The 15,961-nt window shown below is 69.2% G+C and carries 15 protein-coding genes; 7 read left to right on the top strand and 8 right to left on the bottom strand.

Annotation, left to right across the window (positions count from 1 at the left end):
• Positions 1-107 precede the first annotated feature (107 nt).
• The 6 genes from ACOQPP_RS05845 to ACOQPP_RS05820 all read left to right on the top strand — a co-directional run bounded on the left by ACOQPP_RS05845 (position 108) and on the right by ACOQPP_RS05820 (position 6,446).
• Positions 108-2,120, top strand: coding sequence for a M1 family metallopeptidase (locus ACOQPP_RS05845; protein WP_419166177.1), 2,013 nt, complete (start codon positions 108-110; stop codon positions 2,118-2,120).
• A gap of 35 nt (positions 2,121-2,155) precedes the next feature.
• Positions 2,156-2,494 carry a hypothetical protein gene (locus ACOQPP_RS05840; RefSeq protein WP_419166178.1) on the top strand — a complete coding sequence of 113 codons (339 nt, stop codon included), beginning with the start codon at positions 2,156-2,158 and terminating at the stop codon, positions 2,492-2,494.
• Between the two features lie 24 nt (positions 2,495-2,518).
• Complete coding sequence (locus ACOQPP_RS05835) at positions 2,519-3,454, top strand: ABC transporter ATP-binding protein (RefSeq protein WP_419166179.1); 936 nt, start codon at positions 2,519-2,521, stop codon at positions 3,452-3,454.
• On the top strand, positions 3,451-4,284 hold the full coding sequence (locus ACOQPP_RS05830; protein ID WP_419166180.1) for a hypothetical protein: 834 nt from the start codon (positions 3,451-3,453) through the stop codon (positions 4,282-4,284). Before ACOQPP_RS05835 ends, ACOQPP_RS05830 begins: the two co-directional genes overlap by 4 nt.
• Before the next feature lie 58 nt (positions 4,285-4,342).
• A complete protein-coding gene (locus ACOQPP_RS05825) occupies positions 4,343-4,582 on the top strand; it encodes a hypothetical protein (RefSeq protein ID WP_419166181.1) in 240 nt (79 codons plus the stop codon).
• Positions 4,583-4,697: 115 nt separating this feature from the next.
• The gene (locus ACOQPP_RS05820) at positions 4,698-6,446 is read left to right on the top strand and encodes a stage II sporulation protein M (protein WP_419166182.1); all 1,749 of its coding nucleotides are present in this window, start codon (positions 4,698-4,700) and stop codon (positions 6,444-6,446) included.
• Here ACOQPP_RS05820 and ACOQPP_RS05815 read toward each other — a convergent pair.
• The 6 genes from ACOQPP_RS05815 to ACOQPP_RS05790 all read right to left on the bottom strand — a co-directional run bounded on the left by ACOQPP_RS05815 (position 6,424) and on the right by ACOQPP_RS05790 (position 12,858).
• The gene (locus tag ACOQPP_RS05815) at positions 6,424-7,656 is read right to left on the bottom strand and encodes a DUF58 domain-containing protein (protein ID WP_419166183.1); all 1,233 of its coding nucleotides are present in this window, start codon (positions 7,654-7,656) and stop codon (positions 6,424-6,426) included. The genes ACOQPP_RS05820 and ACOQPP_RS05815 overlap by 23 nt on opposite strands.
• Positions 7,657-7,742: 86 nt before the next feature.
• Complete coding sequence (locus ACOQPP_RS05810) at positions 7,743-8,690, bottom strand: AAA family ATPase (RefSeq protein WP_419166184.1); 948 nt, start codon at positions 8,688-8,690, stop codon at positions 7,743-7,745.
• Positions 8,687-9,949, bottom strand: coding sequence for a DUF4350 domain-containing protein (locus ACOQPP_RS05805; protein WP_420636008.1), 1,263 nt, complete (start codon positions 9,947-9,949; stop codon positions 8,687-8,689). Before ACOQPP_RS05805 ends, ACOQPP_RS05810 begins: the two co-directional genes overlap by 4 nt.
• The gene (locus ACOQPP_RS05800) at positions 9,946-10,659 is read right to left on the bottom strand and encodes a DUF4129 domain-containing protein (protein WP_419166186.1); all 714 of its coding nucleotides are present in this window, start codon (positions 10,657-10,659) and stop codon (positions 9,946-9,948) included. The genes ACOQPP_RS05805 and ACOQPP_RS05800 overlap by 4 nt, the downstream gene beginning before the upstream one ends.
• Positions 10,656-11,558 (bottom strand): hypothetical protein, encoded by a 903-nt coding sequence (locus ACOQPP_RS05795; RefSeq protein ID WP_419166187.1) that lies wholly within the window; start codon positions 11,556-11,558, stop codon positions 10,656-10,658. The genes ACOQPP_RS05800 and ACOQPP_RS05795 overlap by 4 nt, the downstream gene beginning before the upstream one ends.
• A gap of 31 nt (positions 11,559-11,589) precedes the next feature.
• Complete coding sequence (locus tag ACOQPP_RS05790; protein ID WP_419166188.1) at positions 11,590-12,858, bottom strand: ATP-binding protein; 1,269 nt, start codon at positions 12,856-12,858, stop codon at positions 11,590-11,592.
• A gap of 189 nt (positions 12,859-13,047) precedes the next feature.
• Between ACOQPP_RS05790 and ACOQPP_RS05785 the strand changes: the two genes are divergently transcribed.
• Positions 13,048-14,091: a hypothetical protein gene (locus ACOQPP_RS05785; protein WP_419166189.1), complete on the top strand. Its 1,044-nt coding sequence runs from the start codon at positions 13,048-13,050 to the stop codon at positions 14,089-14,091.
• Here the strand turns inward: ACOQPP_RS05785 and ACOQPP_RS05780 are convergent.
• The gene (locus ACOQPP_RS05780) at positions 14,066-14,560 is read right to left on the bottom strand and encodes a DinB family protein (RefSeq protein ID WP_419166190.1); all 495 of its coding nucleotides are present in this window, start codon (positions 14,558-14,560) and stop codon (positions 14,066-14,068) included. The two genes, ACOQPP_RS05785 and ACOQPP_RS05780, sit on opposite strands and share 26 nt — an antisense overlap.
• Positions 14,557-15,954: a hypothetical protein gene (locus ACOQPP_RS05775; RefSeq protein WP_420636007.1), complete on the bottom strand. Its 1,398-nt coding sequence runs from the start codon at positions 15,952-15,954 to the stop codon at positions 14,557-14,559. The genes ACOQPP_RS05780 and ACOQPP_RS05775 overlap by 4 nt, the downstream gene beginning before the upstream one ends.
• Positions 15,955-15,961 lie beyond the last annotated feature (7 nt).

Raw genomic sequence — 15,961 nt, 5'->3', positions numbered from 1 at the left:
CCGCACCCGATCCGATTCAAGAGGCGGGTGACCCTCGAGGGGCCATCCGGGTATGTTGGGGCCGGCGATCGGGACCGGCGAAAACAGTTCAAGGCGAAGGATTTCGGATGCGACGGACCATGGCGGCGTTCTGCGCGCTGCTCATCCTGCCGGCCGGCGGTCTGGCCGCGCAGGAAGAGAGCAGCGAGCAGCGGGAAGCGGCGGAAGCGGCCGAACTCGCGCGCCGCGACTCGCTGCGGCGGATCTTCGATCCCGCGGGCGCCTTCGCGCCGCTCGATCTCCCCGAGCCCGGACCGTTCCGCGACGCCGCTGGCGCACCGGGCGCCGAATACTGGCAGCAGCGCGCCGATTATCAGATCAAGGCGAGCCTCGTCGGCGACCGGATCGAGGGCACCGAGCGCATCATCTACACGAACAACAGTCCCGATTCCCTCACGAGCATCTGGGTTCAGCTCGACCAGAACCTCTTCCGCGAGAACAGCTACGGGGCGCTGAGAGCGGAAGAACTCGACGGAGATGTCCGACACGGCGGCTTCTTCCGGGACGGAGGCTTCGTGATCTCGGGGGTGCGGGTCGAGCACGAAGGAGAGATGACCGTCCCCGAGTACCGGACCGAGGACACGATGATGGAGATCCTCCTCGACGAGCCCCTCCCGCCCGCGGGCGCGCAGGTCGAGGTCGACATCGACTTCGCGTTCGAGATCCCCGAGAGCGGCGGCGACCGCATGGGGCAACTCGACATCCGGGGCGGGATCATCTATCAACTCGCGCAGTGGTATCCCCGCATGTTCACGTACGATGACGTGAACGGCTGGAACCAGTCCCCCTTCCTGGGGCAGGGCGAGTGGTATCTGGAGTACGGCGACTTCGACGTGGAGTTGACGGTCCCGCGCGACTTCGTCGTCGTCGCCACCGGGGAACTGCTGAATCCCGAGGATGTCCTCACCCGCACGCAACTGGACCGGCTGGCGGAGGCGCGGGCCTCGGAGGAGACTCTACACATCATCGAGCCGGACGAGGCGGGAGACGATGAGACGCGGCCCCGCGGCGAACTGCCGCTGACGTGGCGCTTCCGGGCCGAGAACGTGCGCGACTTCGCGTGGGCCGCGTCGGACCGCTTCGTGTGGGACGCGGCGGGGTGGGAGGACGTCCTCATCATGTCCGTCTATCCCGAAGAGAGCATCGGCGGGCGAGGGGTCAGCGGCTGGGAGCGTTCGACGGAGTATCTCCGCCACAGCGTGGAGTACTATTCGGAAGAATGGTTCCGCTATCCGTATCCGGTGGCGATCAACGTGGCCGGGCTCGCGCTGGGGATGGAGTACCCCATGATCGTGTTCTGTTCGTGGGAGTCGCGTGGCGCGTTCCTCTTCTCCGTCACCGACCACGAGATCGGACACACCTGGTTCCCCATGATCGTGGGCTCCGACGAGCGGCGATACGCGTGGATGGACGAGGGTTTCAACACGTTCATCAACTACTACTCCGGGATCGAGTTTTCGGGCGGCGAGCCGATTCTGGGCCAGTTCATGTCGCCGGCCCAGATCGCCGTGGATACGCAGCGGCCGGGGCACGCGATCCTCACGCCGGCGGACAGCATCCCCGAGGAGGAGATCGGCGTCCTCGCCTACAACAAGCCCGCCGCCGTCCTCGTGCTCCTGCGCGAGGAGGTGCTCGGTCCCGAGGTGTTCGACGAGGGGTTCCGGGAGTACATCCGCCGCTGGGCGTGGAAGCACCCGCAGCCGGCCGACTTCATCCGCACGATGGAGGACGTGTCGGGGCAGGATCTCGACTGGTTCTTCAAGGGCTGGATCTACGAGGACGCGGTACTCGACCAGGCGATCGCCTCGGTGGAGAGGACGGGGGACACGACCACGGTGACGATCGAGAATCGAGGCGGGATCCCGATGCCGCTCGAGATCCGGATCCTGTACCGGGGTGGGGACGAACAGCGACACGACGTGCCGGTCGAGGCGTGGCAGGTGGACGGCACCTATGTGCTCGAGGTGGTCGACGGGTTCGTGCGCAACGTGCAACTCGACCCCGACGGCATCCTCCCCGACGTCAACCGCGGAAACAACGTGTGGGGCCGGGGCATCATCGGCCGAAATCCGCCCGGGTAGAAACCTTCTCGCCACCCCTTTCGTCCGGATTCGCCATGGAAGACACACTCATCCCCCTGGTCGGGATGTTCTTCGTGATCGGTGTCCCCGCGCTCGCGCTGGCGACCCGGTTCGCGCTGCGGCCGCTGATAAGGGATCTGACCCAGGCGCTCGGCCCCCAGAGACGCGACCGTGAAGCGATCGCCCGGCTCGAGGAGCGAATCGCCCATCTGGAACGCGAGGGCCGGGAGCGGGACGAGAGATTGAGCGAGCTGGCGGAAGCGGAACTGTTCCGCCGGCGCCTGGAAGAGCGCGGCGGCGGCGCGGGGACCACGGAGACGCGCGGCCAACTCACGAACCCCGCGGGCCCGGATTCGCCAGCGCCGAGCCTCTGACCGACCACTTATTCGGGACCGAACATGGCGATCATCGATACGGAAGCACTCTCAAAACGATACGCGGCCCTGCGCGGCGAGGGGACGCTCGCTGTCGACCAACTCTCCGTGCAGGTGGAGCCCGGGCAGGTGTACGGCTTCCTGGGCCCGAACGGGAGCGGGAAGACGACGACGATCGGCATGCTGCTCGGGATCATCACCCCGACCCGCGGTTCGTTCCGGCTCTTCGGTGGCTCGTCGCCGGCGGAACTCCACGCCGCGCGCCAGAGGATCGGGGCCACGCTCGAGTATCCCAACTTCTATCCCTACCTCAGCTGCCGCGACAACCTGCGGCTCGTGGCGAGGGTGAAGGGAAGGGATGAGACCGAGGTCGCGGAGGCGCTCGAGGTCGTGGGACTCGCCGCGCGCCAGAAGACGAAGTTCAAGGCCTGCTCGCTGGGGATGAAGCAGCGGCTGGCGCTGGCCGCCACGATGATCGGCGACCCCGAACTCATCATCCTCGACGAGCCGGCCAATGGCCTCGATCCTGCCGGGCAGCGGGAGATCCGCGACATCATCCGCGAACTCGCCGCGCGCGGGAAGACGATCTTCCTCTCGAGCCATCTGCTTCACGAGGTGGAGCGCACCTGTACCCACGTCTCGATCATCGAGAGCGGCCGGCTCATCCGCGAGGGGAGCGTGGACGAGATTACCTCCGCCCGGACGGTGGCCGCGGTGGGCGCCGACATGGACATGGAAGCGCTGCAGCTCGCGGTGACCGAGTTCGAGGGTGCGAGCAACACCCGGGTCGTGGACGGCCGGGTGCTGGCGCAACTCGCGGGCGGAGGGCTCTCGGAGCTGAACAGGTTTCTCTCGGAGCGTGGGATCTACGCTTCGCACCTGTCGCTGGAACGGCAGTCGCTGGAGGACGCGTTCATGGAGATCACGGGCGGGGCCAACGGGTTCGGAGAAGTGCAATGAAGGGCGGTCGGGTATTCGGCGTGCTGCTGCGCAACGAGTGGTTCAAGGCGCGGAAGCGGATCGTCCTGTGGATGGCGCTCGGCTTCTACGCACTCGTCACGTTCATGGACAACGCGTACTCCTTCTTCGAACGCAGCGAGGGCTTCCGGCTCCCGGACATCTGGGCGTCGGTGTTTGGCGACGACTCGGCCATGCTCTTCATCTTTGCCGCCATTACCCTGATTCTGTTGACGGCGACGGAGTTCAGTTGGCGGACGGCGCGGCAGAACGTGATCGACGGCCTGTCGAAGTCCCAGTGGTTCTGGGGCAAATCCCTGTTGTTGCCGATGGTGGGCCTCGGCTTCATCGCCGCGCACACACTGATCCCGGGTGTGCTGGCGCTGATTCGCACCGATATGGGAGCTGCCGAATCGTCGCTCGTGCCGCTTTCGGTCTTCCAGGCGGCAGGCGGCCTGACCCTCGCCTTCCTGAGCGTGGGAGCCTTCGCCTTCTTCCTGTCCCTGGCGATCCGCAAGACCGGCGCGGCGCTTGCGGTATGGTTCCTGTGGATCGGCGCCATCGAGTTCGGGATGCTCCCCCCGCTCGTTCAACGTTTCCTGCCCGCCTATTCCGACCGGCTCGAGTACCTTCCGTGGAGGAACGTCTTCCCGCTCCTTGAGTTTCGGTATTACGACGCCCCGGCGTTCGAGCGGATGACCGCCGCCGCGGAGGCGGCCGGTCGCTCGGCTCCCGAGGCCGTCGAGCTCGGCTCGCATGTGATCATGGCCACCCTCTGGACCGTGCTCTTCATCGGCGGCGCCTTCATCTGGTTCCGCCGCCGCGACCTGTGACGTAGTGGTGTCTTGCACTCCGGGGGTCGGCGTGTAGCCTTGGCGCAAGGAGGACGCCATGAGACTCAATCCTGTGTACAGGAACCGCTACGGGAAGATACCGCAGCGCTCCATCTTCGCGGCCGGCTTTGCATCGACGTTCTTCTCCACGTGGTACTGGGCGAGGTCGATGGACGAGCCGGGGTTTCTCCTCATGGCCCTCGCGGTTGCGACCACCGCCACTGCCGGGCTCCTGGTGGGCCTGGAACTGGCGCTGTTCCTGGTCCCCGGCTTCCGGAGTTCGCCGGGCAAGACGTGAGCGAGTGGAGAGTGATCCCCCGGGCGGGGATCGATGAGGCGTATCGGCGGTCTACGGCGGGGGCGCGGGACGACGACTGGTCCCGGGTGTTGACCTGCCGGCCGACAAACGGCTGATGCCTGAAGCGCGAGGTGGTCTGCACCGCCGCATCGCGTTGGAGACGCCGGAACACGTCCGCCTCGAATACCAACTCGCGGATCTGGGCTCGCGGGCCGCCGCCCTTGCCCTCGATCTGGCGATCATCGTGACGACGATCCTGCTGCTGGTCCTCGTCCTGAGGTTCACGGGGGCGCTCGGGGGTGCGGGTGCGGGATTCGGGACGGCCGTCCTCTACATCGTCCTCTTCTTCGCCACCTGGGGCTATTTCCTCTTCTTCGAAGCCGTATGGGACGGACGCACGCCGGGGAAACGGGCGCTGGGGCTGCGTGTTCTGCACGACGGCGGAGAGCCGCTCTCCTTCCAGGGCTCCGTCCTCCGCAACCTGATCCGCTTCGTCGATCTGCAGCCGGGCGTCACCGGGATGGCGGGGGCCGCGACGATCCTGTTCAACCGGCGCGCGCAGCGGTTGGGGGACATCGTGGCGGGCACGATCGTGGTCCGGGACACCGGGGGCGGCGAGATGTTCGGGGACGAGGTCGAGGTTTCGGGCCGCCCGACGCTCTCCCCCGAACAGTTCGAACTGCTGGCGGGATACATGGCGCGTCGGGAGGGACTGGAGCCCGGGGTGCGGGCCCGGGTCGCGAGTTCCGTCTGGGGTGCCCTTCGCGAATCGGTCGGCGGGGATCTCGCCGAATCGGAGGCGGATCCCGACGCGAGGCTCGCCCATGTGCACGGGGCGGAGGCGCCGCGGCACGCCGCGGGCCGAGGAGGGGCGAGTCTCCAGGCGGCGGCGATGGCTCGGGAGCGGCGGGAGGCGTGGGAGGCGTACACCGCGCTGGTGGAGAAGGGACGCGCCCGCGGCCTGGGGGCGCTCACCGAAGAGGAAGTCCGGGCGTTCGGGCGTCTCTACCGCGGTGTGACGGCGGATCTGGCTCGCGCCCGAACCTACGGCGCCTCGCCGGCGATGATGGAGGCGGTGGAGCGGTGGGCCGGCTCGGGGCACAACCTCCTCTACCGGGCGAAGGGGCGGGCGGCGGTCCCGCTCGGGCGCTGGGTCGCCCGCGAGTTCCCGCGGGCGGTGCGGCGCCACCGCTGGCCTGTGCTGCTGGCCGCGCTCCTGCTCTTCGGTCCCATGCTGGCCTCGTACGGCGCCGTCCGTGACGTGCCGGCGCGGGCGCGGGCGATCATGCCGCCCGGGATGCTGGCCCGGGCCGAGAACACGGCGCGCGGGGACCCCGACGCCGCCTACCTCGAGGTCGGGGGTGCCGAGATGCCGGCGCTCTCATCGATGGTCATGACGAACAACGTCGGCGTCACCTTCACCGCCTTCGCCGGCGGCTTGCTGGCCGGGGTGGGCACCGTGCTCATCCTCGTCTTCAACGGGGTCCTCCTGGGCGCGGCCTTCGGGTTGTACGCGAACAACGAGGTGCTTGGGGTGATCCTCGCCTTCGTGTTTCCGCATGGCGTGATGGAACTCACCGCCATCTGCCTCGCGGGCGGGGCGGGACTGGGTCTCGGGTCCGCGCTCCTCGTCCCGGGACGCCGGACCCGCAGGGAGGCGCTGAGGGAGCGCGGGCGGGCGTTCCTCTCCCTGCTGGGGGGCGCGGTCCTTCTCCTCCTCATCGCGGGGCTGGTGGAGGGCTTCTATTCGCCTTCCGGGCTGCCCGCGGTGGCGAAGTTCGCGTTCGGAGGCGCCACGGCGGTTCTTCTCGCCGTCTACTTCGGGTTCGCGGGTCGGGGAGTCAGAGCAGCCCCCGTTCCTTGATTTCGACGTACTTGTCCAGGGTGCGGACGAGCGCGTCTCCGGGCGGCGTGTCCACCACCAGGATCCCGGACTGGCGCATGACCCGCAGCGTCGTGGCACGCGCCTGTACGAGTTCCTCGGCGGCCGCTCGGTGGAAGGCCCCGGCGGGCGTCGGCGCCGTCCGCGCCGCGGCTTTCTCGAGGGCGGGGTTGCGGATCGCGACGGCCAGCGGGAGGTGGGCGCGCCCGATCCTGGTGAGCGAGGTGACGAGGGCCTTCGAGACGGCCTCGTCGATCACGTCGCAGAACAGGATGACGAGCGCCCGCTTGCGGAACGTCCGCGCGAGCGTCGCGAAGGCCAGAGGATAGTTGGGTTCGACGGGCCGGGTCTCCACGCCGGCGAAGATCCGGGCCAGCGCGCCGGGGTCGGCGCGGCGGGGCGGCGAGACGTGCCGGATGCGGTCGTCGAACACCATGGCCCCGATGCGGTCGCCGAAGTTCCGGGCCCGGGTGGCGAGCATCATCCCCGCCGCGAGGGCGAAGTCGACCCGCTCCCGGTCCTCCAGCCGCTCGCGCATGTGGCGGCCCGCATCGATCGCGAGCACGATGTTCTGGCTCCGCTCCGCCTCGTAGTTGCGCACGACGAAACGCCGGCGCCGGGCCGATGCCTTCCAGTCGATGATGCGGGGGTCGTCCCCCTCGGCGTAGTCGCGCAGGCTCTCGAACTCGCGCCCCTCGCCCCACTGCCGGCTGCGGCGGGCCCCCGCCGTCCGCAGTCCCCACCGGAGTGCATGGCCGCTCCGGTCGCGCAGCAGCCTCCGGATGCCCGGCTGCACCTGCAGCGTGTCGGCGGTCTCGATGGTGGACCGCCGCCACGCGAACCCCCACGGCGACCGGGTCCGCAGGTGGATCGCGCCCAGAGCGAGGAACCCCCGCGTTCGGGGCCGTACCTCGTAGCTGCAGCGGATGGTCGAGTCGGCGGGGAGATGCAGCCGCACCCCGTCTTCCCATTCATCGGTATCGCCGGGGTCGGGGAGGCGCCGCAGGCTGGGGTCGAGGTCGTCCGTGAGCCGGAGCGAGAGGGCGCGGCGGGTGGGGTTCACCACGTCGATCGAGACTTCCGTGACTTCGCCGAGTGCGGCGATGCGCGGGACCAGCCGGGAGGCGGACGGCAACGGGGTCCGACGCCCGTCGAGCCAGGCCACGAGGAGGATGATCGCGTCCGCCGCCAACCCGCCCCCCCCGGATACCAGGAAGAGGAACGACGCCAGCCCCAGCAGCCACAGCGTTCGGCCGCCGGGGATGAGGACGACGCGCGCTATCGGGGCGCCTCGAGCTTTTCGAGGAGGGCCTGCAGTTCGTCGTCGGAGGAACGCCCCTCGACCTCCGCCTCGGCCGTCAGCACGACGCGGTGCCGCAGCACGGGGAAGGAGAGCGACTTCACGTCGTCCGGAGTGACGAAGTCCCGGCCGCACAGGTAGGCCTCGGCCCGGGCGGCCTGGAAGAGGGCGACGCCCGCCCGGGGGCTCGCGCCGAGAGCGAAGGCCGCGTCCTCCCGCGTCGCGCGCACGATATCGGTCACGTAGCGCCGGATGCGCTCGTCCATGTGAACCCGGTTCACCGCGTCCCGGGCCGCGAGCAGCGACTCGCGCTCGAGGGCCTTGCCCATGGGATAGGTCGACTCGTCGTCCGCCCGGAACCCCGCCTCGTGCCGGTCGAGGATCGCGCGCTCCGCCTCTTCCGGCGGGTAGTCGATCACGATCTTCATCAGGAAGCGGTCCACCTGCGCTTCGGGGAGGGGGTAGGTCCCCTCGTATTCCACCGGGTTCTGGGTCGCGAACACCGTGAACGGCGCGGGGAGCGGGCGGGTCGTGCCGTCGACCGTGACCTGACGTTCCTCCATCGCCTCGAGCAGCGCCGCCTGCGTCTTGGGTGGCGCCCGGTTGATCTCGTCGGCCAGGAGGAGATCGGTGAATACGGGCCCGGGCCGATAGCGGAAGTTCCCCCGCGCCTCGTCGAGCACGCTCACGCCGACGAGATCGGTGGGCATCAGGTCGGGGGTGAACTGGACCCGGCCGAAGTCGAGCCCCAGTCCCTTGGCCAGCGCCCGCACGGAGAGCGTCTTGGCCGTACCCGGCACGCCCTCGAGGAGCGCGTGGCCCCGGGCCAGGAGTGTGATCACGAGCTGTCTGAGTACGACCTGCTGGCCGAGGATGACCTGCTCGATGTCGCCGAGCAGGCGCAGCGCCGCGTCGGGCGTCGTCATGGTGTGGGTCTCTTCGTGAGGTGATCGTCGATTCCGGCGGCGATCATGGTCAGGTCCACCGGATCGGCGCGCAAGCCGCGCCGAATGCTCGCCAGCGCGGGGTGCGCTCCGCGACGCGCCTCCAATTCCCGGACCAGCGCCTCGGCCTCGGGGAGGTCCCGAGGCGGCGGGCGCCGGGCCGTCCGGGCCAACCGGGCCAGGAGAAGGAGCGCGGCCGCGCGGGCCGCGCCAGCCTTCTCGTACAGGTCGCCGAGGGCCGAGACGTGTTCGAGCGGAGATCGCCGCTCCCGGTCCGGAGGGGCCACCGATGTCATCGGCGACCCGAAACGAAGCCCCGCGCACACGAGGGCCAGGAAGGCGGCGACCAGAACGTGGAACAGGGTCCGTCCCCCCGGGGTGCCGAGGGCGAAGCCGGCCCAGCGCCGCGCGGTGCTCTCGTAGCCGCGGATCCCCTGATGGAACTCGTCGAAGAAGACGGTGTCCGCCGGGGCGGTGTGCGTCAGCAGGGCGCGGATGACGAGGAGTGCCAACGGATCCTCCCCGGCGCGCGCGTTCGAGAGCGACGCGTCGTCGCTCAGGACGAGGACGCGTCCGGCGCCGAGCGGCATGAGACCGGCCCCGATCCACCTCCGGTCTTCGCTCGTCCCCGTCGTGAGGAGCCTCTCCACCGGTGCGATCGAACCTTCCGAAGCGACGTCCGGTCGCCGGGTCTCCCCGCGCTCCGCCTCTACGCGCTCCAGGAGGCTGCGTTCCGTCACCCGGCGCAGCACCCGGCGGGGAGGGTGAGGCGAAGGCAGACCCTCCGTCAGGGGATGAGAGACCCACTCCGGATTCTCCACGTCGCCTTCCCGAGTCATTCGGAAGGCGACGCCCAGCGAGTCCATCAGCGGCGTCACTCGGAACGTGCCGTAGACGGTCGGGACGAGGAGGGGTGCGTACACGAGCGTGCCCCCCGCCCGCACCCGCTCGAGGAGTGCGTGTACCTCGGCGGGACTCGGCACGACCTGCGGCGAGAGGAGGACGATCGCCCCCGGCACCGGTTCCGCGTCCGCGAGCGGGGTGATGCGCGGCGCCGTGGGCCGTCCCAGGCGCGCGATGCCGCGCGCGAGTGCCGCCACCCCGTCCGGCGTCGTCCGGAAGAAGCTGCGCTTGACGTCCGCCGCGGCGCGTCCTTCGGGACGGGTGAAGAAGGCGGCGAGTCCGGCGACGAGCGCGATCGCGGTGACCCGGCTTATGGTCCTGCTTCTCGCTCTGTTCACGGTGCGTCGGACTCCGAGGGTTCGTCCGGACCCCGACATCCCGCGTCCCGGGCCAGCGCCTCCAGATCCGCGTACCCCACGGGAGTCGGCGCCTCCTGGCCGAAGGAGAGACGCTGGAAGGAGCGGAGGAATCTCTCTCCGGCTCCGGCGTCGGGAGCGGCCTCACGCCGCTGCGGATCGATCTCCAGGGCGTAGTCACCGGGCGTCTTGGAGGGGTGGAACGCCAGCGCCCCCCGCTGGTCCAGCGTGAGGAGGAAGCCCCGGTAGAGGGCGCTCGCGGCGGGCCGGAAGTCTCCCTTCCCGGCCCTTGCTCGGGCGAGGCTCAGCCACTCCCCGGCGGACCGGGGCGCGCGGCCGGACCCGGCTCCATCATCGCTCTTGCCGGAACCTCCAGCGACCCACCCCGGAACGTGCCGGAACGCCACGACGCCCAGGGCCACGAGGGCGGCCAGCGGAATCAGGATCGCGAGGACCGTCATGAGCCCGGTCCCCTCGTCGAACAGGAGCTGGCGCAACCATTCCCAGGCGTCGCCGATCGCCTCGCCGATCCACTGCATGATCCGCTGCCGCAGCGGCAGGGCCACCGTCACGAAGTCCGGCTCGGCGAGGATCTCGCGCAGGACGGCGGACATCTCGTCCGGCGAAGGGAGCGGGTCGGCCGGAGGTCCCTGCCCCCCGCGCGGCGAGGCCGGCCAGGGGAACCGGATCAAGGCCCGTCCGTCGCCATGGCGGCCGCGGTGGTCTCGAGATCCGACGCCTCCAGGCGCACCCTCCGGTCGTGGTGGAGGAAGAAGACGGTCGCCACCCCGAACGGCGTGGTCAGGGCTCCGATCAGCAGTTCAACGGTGTTCTGCACGGCGATCCATCCGCCGCCCACGGTGCCGACCGTCTCGGGCGACGTGAACATCTCGAAGCCTCCCGAGAACGCGAAGAGGCCGAACGAAACCGCGTTCTGGATGATGAACGCCACGAGCATGATACCGAGGACCCGGAGCCGCGCGCCGCGGGCGAGCTGAAAGGAGCGGCGCAGGGAGGCCGACGCGGAGCGCCCCTCGAGCAGGACGGCCGGCAGGATCGCGAACGTGATCGAGAACCACAGCGCGAACACCAGGAGGGCTGCGGCGAGGCCCATCGGCACGAAGACCACGAGCGCAAGCACGAGACTTCCAAGCGACGCCACCGCCAGCGCGAGCATCATTCCCAGCATAATGACAACAAAGCCGGCGATGGCCACGAGCAGGATGGCCATCAGGTGCGCTCCGAGCGTGCTTGGGAAGGGGCGGAGAACGCCGCGGTAGGCGCTCTCGAGCGATGTCTGGCCGTCCTCCAGGCGGGCGCGCATCGCGATGGCCACGGCGACCGTCCCGGCCCACGAGACGATCATCGCGAGGAGCACGATGAGCCCGTCGAATCCGACGCCTCCGAAGTCCGGATTCCCGGCCGCGTCGATGCCCGTGCTGGGTGTCCCCAGGGCGAGGACCATCGCGTATGCCGGAAGCGCGCCCACGAGGGCGATGAGGAAGTAGAGGCCGAAGTCACGCCGGTAGAACTGGATGGCGCCGTCGAGGATCTCACCGAACCCCAGCGGTCTCTGCGGTATAACCGTCATTCCGGCACTCTCCGTTCGTCGGATTGCCCGCTCAAATTGCCCGGTTCCACGGGACCGCCAGTACGCGCTCCGTGAGCCAGTACGTGTCCCGGCCGCCGTGGATGATGACCCCCGCGGGAACCGCGTCGCCATAGTCTCGCATGAAGGTAGTCAGGTGGCGCGCATCCGCTACGCGGAGCTGCTGGCGGCTCTTCACCTCCACCGGAATCAGTGCGCGCGGCGTCTCGATGACGAAGTCCACTTCGGCGCCCTTGCTGGTCCGCCAGAACAGGATGTTGGGTCGGTGCGTCCGAATCTCCCGCCACGCGAAGAGATCGCCCGCGATGAGATTCTCCAGATGCGCCCCCGTCGGCTCGATGCCGCCCGCCAGGTGTATCGCGAGTCCGGGATCGCTCCAGTACAGTCTCGGCTGCTTTACGAGTCGCTTGTTCCGATTGACGGTGTAGGACTCGACTCTCAGCAGCTGATACGAGACCTCCAGGAGATCGAGGTACCGCTGCGCCGTCGTCGAGGGAATCCCGGCATCTCTCGCCAGGCTGGCCTGGTTCGAGAGGCCGCCGAGGCGAAGGGCCGTCGCGCGCACGAGCCGCTGAAATCCGGTGAGGTTTTCGATCGCCGCGAGTTGTCGCAGATCACGTTCCAGGTAGGTGCGCAGGTAGGCCTCGAACCAGGCCCCCCGGTCCGCTTCGGAGGAGAGGTTCAAGGCCGGAAACGGGTATCCGCCGCGACGGGCGGGGTCCTTCCACGTCTCCCGATCTTGCGCGGTCGAATCCCCGGAGGGAGGATCGGCGGGCGCCGCAGCGCTGACACCGGAGACTGCGTCGATCCAGTCCCCGGGCGGCTCATCGAGAAAGACGTCCCAGCGCCCCGCCGAGCCCCCGCCCGCGGCCTCGCCGCGTGTCATCGGCCAGAGCGTGACGTACACGGCCCGGCCCGCGAGCGTCTCCGACACGCCCTTCATCAGGTCGAGGTTCGCGGACCCGGTGAGAAGGAAACGCCCCGGAGTCCGGTCCGCGTCGACGGCCCGCTTGATCGCGAGCAGCAGTTCCGGAGCCCGCTGGATCTCGTCGAGCGTGAGGCGGGGAGCGCGCGCCAGGAGCGCGTCGGGCTCGCGCCTTGCCTGGTCCAGCACGCCGTAGTCGTCCAGGGTCAGGTACGCGCGCCGATCACCCTCCAATTCCCGGGCGAGGGTACTCTTCCCGGTCTGTCGCGCGCCGGTCACGACGACCACCGGGAAGGCTTCCAGCCTTGCCCGCAGCGTGGTCTCGAGAAGCCGCGGCAGATATGGAGCGGGTCTCACGGGATTCACCATCCTCCAGGGTACATCACACCCAGGGTGTGGGCTATTATAACCCAGATGATGGGTTATTTGTGTCTTTCACGCAAGAATCGGAACTGCGATCCGTTGGTCCTCGTCAGCCCGCGTTCTCGTGGCGCCCGGAGCCGCTGCACCACACGTTGACGTGGACACGACTCACCCGGAGGGGCCGTGTACCAGACGTGTATGTTCTGCAAGAAACCGCTGGGGTCCAACCAGGTCGTCGAGTCCTTCCCCGTGGGACGCCGACTCGCTTTCGACGCGGCGAAGGGGCGGCTGTGGGTGGTGTGCCGGAAATGCCTGCGTTGGAACCTGACGCCGCTGGAGGAACGCTGGGAGGCCGTGGAAACGTGCGAACGCCTCTTCCGCGCCACGCCGCTTCGTGCTTCCACCGACAACATCGGGCTCGCTCGCCATCGCGAGGGTCTGGAGTTGGTCCGCATCGGCAAGCCACCGCGCGGAGAGTTCGCCGCGTGGCGCTACGGCGACCAGTTCCGGCGCAGGGTGCGGAACCTCGGGTTCGCCCTTGTCGGCGGTGTGGCCGCCAACTTCGTGTTCGCGAGTGTGCCGGGCACCCTGTTCACCGGCGGCGTCTGTGTCCTCCTTCTCTGGTCCACGACCCGCACTGTGGCGAAGGTCCGGGTCGACGGCGAATCAGCGACTGGCCAGGAACCGGTCGAACAGGGGACGGTCGTCAAGTTCAAGCACACGAATATTCGCTCGATCCGGATGCTCCCCGCCGAACACGAACCCGGGTTCACAGTCGACATCCACCAGGGGATAGAGGGGATCCAGAGGATACGGACCGCGTCGTTCGCCGGCCAAGACGCTCACCGGGTCGCGGCGGCCGTGTTGCCGATACTTAACGCGAATGGCGGCATGCGACGGACCGTCCAGGCCGCCGTTGCCGAGATCGAGGCTCAGGGCCATCCGAGCCGCTACGTCGCCCGGGCCGTGAGAGGCAACCCTGATGTCGACCGGGAAAGCCCCCCGGGGTTCGTCACGAACATGCGCAAGCCGACGCGGCTCGCGCTGGAGATGGCGCTGCACGAGGAGCAGGAACGGCGCGCGCTCGAAGGCGAGCTATGGGTGCTCGAGCAGGCGTGGCGCGAGGCCGAGGAGATCGCTGCGATCGCGGACAAGCTGCTCCTCCCGGCCGGGACCGACGACTTCTTCGAGAAGTACGGGGCTACTCCAGAATCCGGTCGCCGATGAGGTAGGTCGCGGCCTCCCACTCGTCCAGCGGCGCGGCCCAGTCGCGGTCGCGGATGCGGCGCAGGTAGGTGATCTGCGCCAGGTGGTAGAGATAGTGTTGGGCGATGTGGATCACGGTGTCGCCCATGCGTGACGTCGCGTCGCCGTCCAGCGACGTGCGCTCGGTGAAGAGGTCGTCGTCGTCGCAGGCGTTCAGTTCGGTGATGATCTGTTCCTGGATCCTGCGCATCCGCGCGCCGATCTCCTCGGCTGAACCGGGGCCGTCCTCCTCGATCACGGGCACGATGCCTAGCCGCTTCAGGAACCAGATGTCGACCCGGTACATGTGGCGGCAGATCTTTCCGATCCCGCGCATCCCGTCTGCGGGCTGCCAGTCGAGGTCCTCGCGCGAGATCCCGTCGAGGACGGCGAACAGCGGCCGCCGCGCGGCTTCGAAGATCTCGATCGTCTGTGCGATCTTCTGTTTCATCTGTTTGCGGATCCTCCGGGAGGCAGGCTCTTTGAGATGAACTCGACGGCGCGCGGGATGGCGCCGGTCAGAGAGAGAAAGTCGTGTCCGCCCCCCTCGTAGATGAACGCCTCGAAGTCGGGCGACGCACGTCCCAGGGCCTCCATGGTCCGGATCAGGGACTCGGCCTGGGTGACGGGAACGGTGAAGTCCGCGGTCCCGTGGTGCAGCTGTACCGCGGGGAGGTCGGCGGCAAAGAGGACGGACGATCGCCGGACGAGTTCGAGACGCGCCTCGGGAATGGTGATTCCGCCCCGGACGAGGGGTTTGATCAGGGTGGAATCGAGGTGGATGAGACCCGGCAGGTCCCATGGCCCGTCCAGCGCCGTCTTCCAGGCGATCGCGCGGATCCACCGGTCGAAGAAGTCCGTCGGACCGAAGAAGGCGACGACGCGCTCGACCCGTTCGTCGCGGATCGCGGTGAGGAGCGCGACGCCGGCCCCGCGGCTGCCACCGAGGATGCTGAACGTGCCCGGTCTGGCCTCCGGAGTGGACTCGAAGGCGACGTTCACGAGCGCGATGGCATCGTCCACATCGTAGTCCCAGTGCCCGGAAGGGCCCTCTGAGACCCACGCCCGGTCGCCGTATCGCAGCGATTCGCTGCGGAACGAGGGGATCACGTATGCGAAGCGGGCGCTGAGGTCGCCCAGCGCCAGCGCGACGACCTGCAGATCATCGACCGAGACGCCCCCGTCGCCTCCGTGGGCATACATGAGCACGGGCAGGCTCTCGGGCTCCGCGCCGGCGGGCACGATGATCGCCCCGAAGTGGCGTGCACCCGTCACCACATGGGAGATGATCCGGAGCGTGGCGGTGGACGTTCCGAGCGTCATCTCCTCGGAGAGTTCGACCGACACTCCAGCCGCCGACACGTCGCGCCGGGCCCAGTCTTCGCGTACCGCCCCCACCTCCGCCGCCGAGGCCGGTGCGAAGAGGGCATCCAGCTCGGCGTCCAGGTCGATCGTCTCGGCGCCGACCATGGCGGTAGCGGCGCCGGCGGACACCGTGAGCGTCTGGCGTCCGGGGGCGGACCCCAGCGTCCACGTCGTCACGGCTTCGCCGTCGCCGGCGGAGGCGGTCGAACTCGGATCCGCACTTCCGTTCCCGGTTGCCGGTGTGAACGAGACGGTGACACCCGAGGCAGGGCGTCCAGCCGCATCGAGCACTCGGACCACGATAGGCTCCGCCGCCGGTCGGCCTCCGACCCCGCGCTGGTCTCCACCCGACACGAGGACGACGCTAGCGGAACCGCCGCCGGCGGGCGTGACCGGGTCGGCGTCCCCGCCCCCGCATCCGACCACAGCGGCGAGGACCCCGAGAGCCGCGCGTCGGCACAGCCATCGCCGCCGGTGCATGCCGGCG

The organism is Candidatus Palauibacter sp., from assembly GCF_965222475.1.
Classification (GTDB): domain Bacteria; phylum Gemmatimonadota; class Gemmatimonadetes; order Palauibacterales; family Palauibacteraceae; genus Palauibacter.
This window is presented reverse-complemented; position numbering and strand designations above follow the sequence as displayed.

Coding starts and splice junctions, on each gene's coding strand:
- ACOQPP_RS05845 (WP_419166177.1), top strand. CDS start 108: ATGCGACGGACCATGGCGGCGTTCTGCGCGCTGCTCATCCTGCCGGCC.
- ACOQPP_RS05840 (WP_419166178.1), top strand. CDS start 2,156: ATGGAAGACACACTCATCCCCCTGGTCGGGATGTTCTTCGTGATCGGT.
- ACOQPP_RS05835 (WP_419166179.1), top strand. CDS start 2,519: ATGGCGATCATCGATACGGAAGCACTCTCAAAACGATACGCGGCCCTG.
- ACOQPP_RS05830 (WP_419166180.1), top strand. CDS start 3,451: ATGAAGGGCGGTCGGGTATTCGGCGTGCTGCTGCGCAACGAGTGGTTC.
- ACOQPP_RS05825 (WP_419166181.1), top strand. CDS start 4,343: ATGAGACTCAATCCTGTGTACAGGAACCGCTACGGGAAGATACCGCAG.
- ACOQPP_RS05820 (WP_419166182.1), top strand. CDS start 4,698: ATGCCTGAAGCGCGAGGTGGTCTGCACCGCCGCATCGCGTTGGAGACG.
- ACOQPP_RS05810 (WP_419166184.1), bottom strand. CDS start 8,690: ATGACGACGCCCGACGCGGCGCTGCGCCTGCTCGGCGACATCGAGCAG.
- ACOQPP_RS05795 (WP_419166187.1), bottom strand. CDS start 11,558: ATGACGGTTATACCGCAGAGACCGCTGGGGTTCGGTGAGATCCTCGAC.
- ACOQPP_RS05780 (WP_419166190.1), bottom strand. CDS start 14,560: ATGAAACAGAAGATCGCACAGACGATCGAGATCTTCGAAGCCGCGCGG.
- ACOQPP_RS05775 (WP_420636007.1), bottom strand. CDS start 15,954: ATGCACCGGCGGCGATGGCTGTGCCGACGCGCGGCTCTCGGGGTCCTC.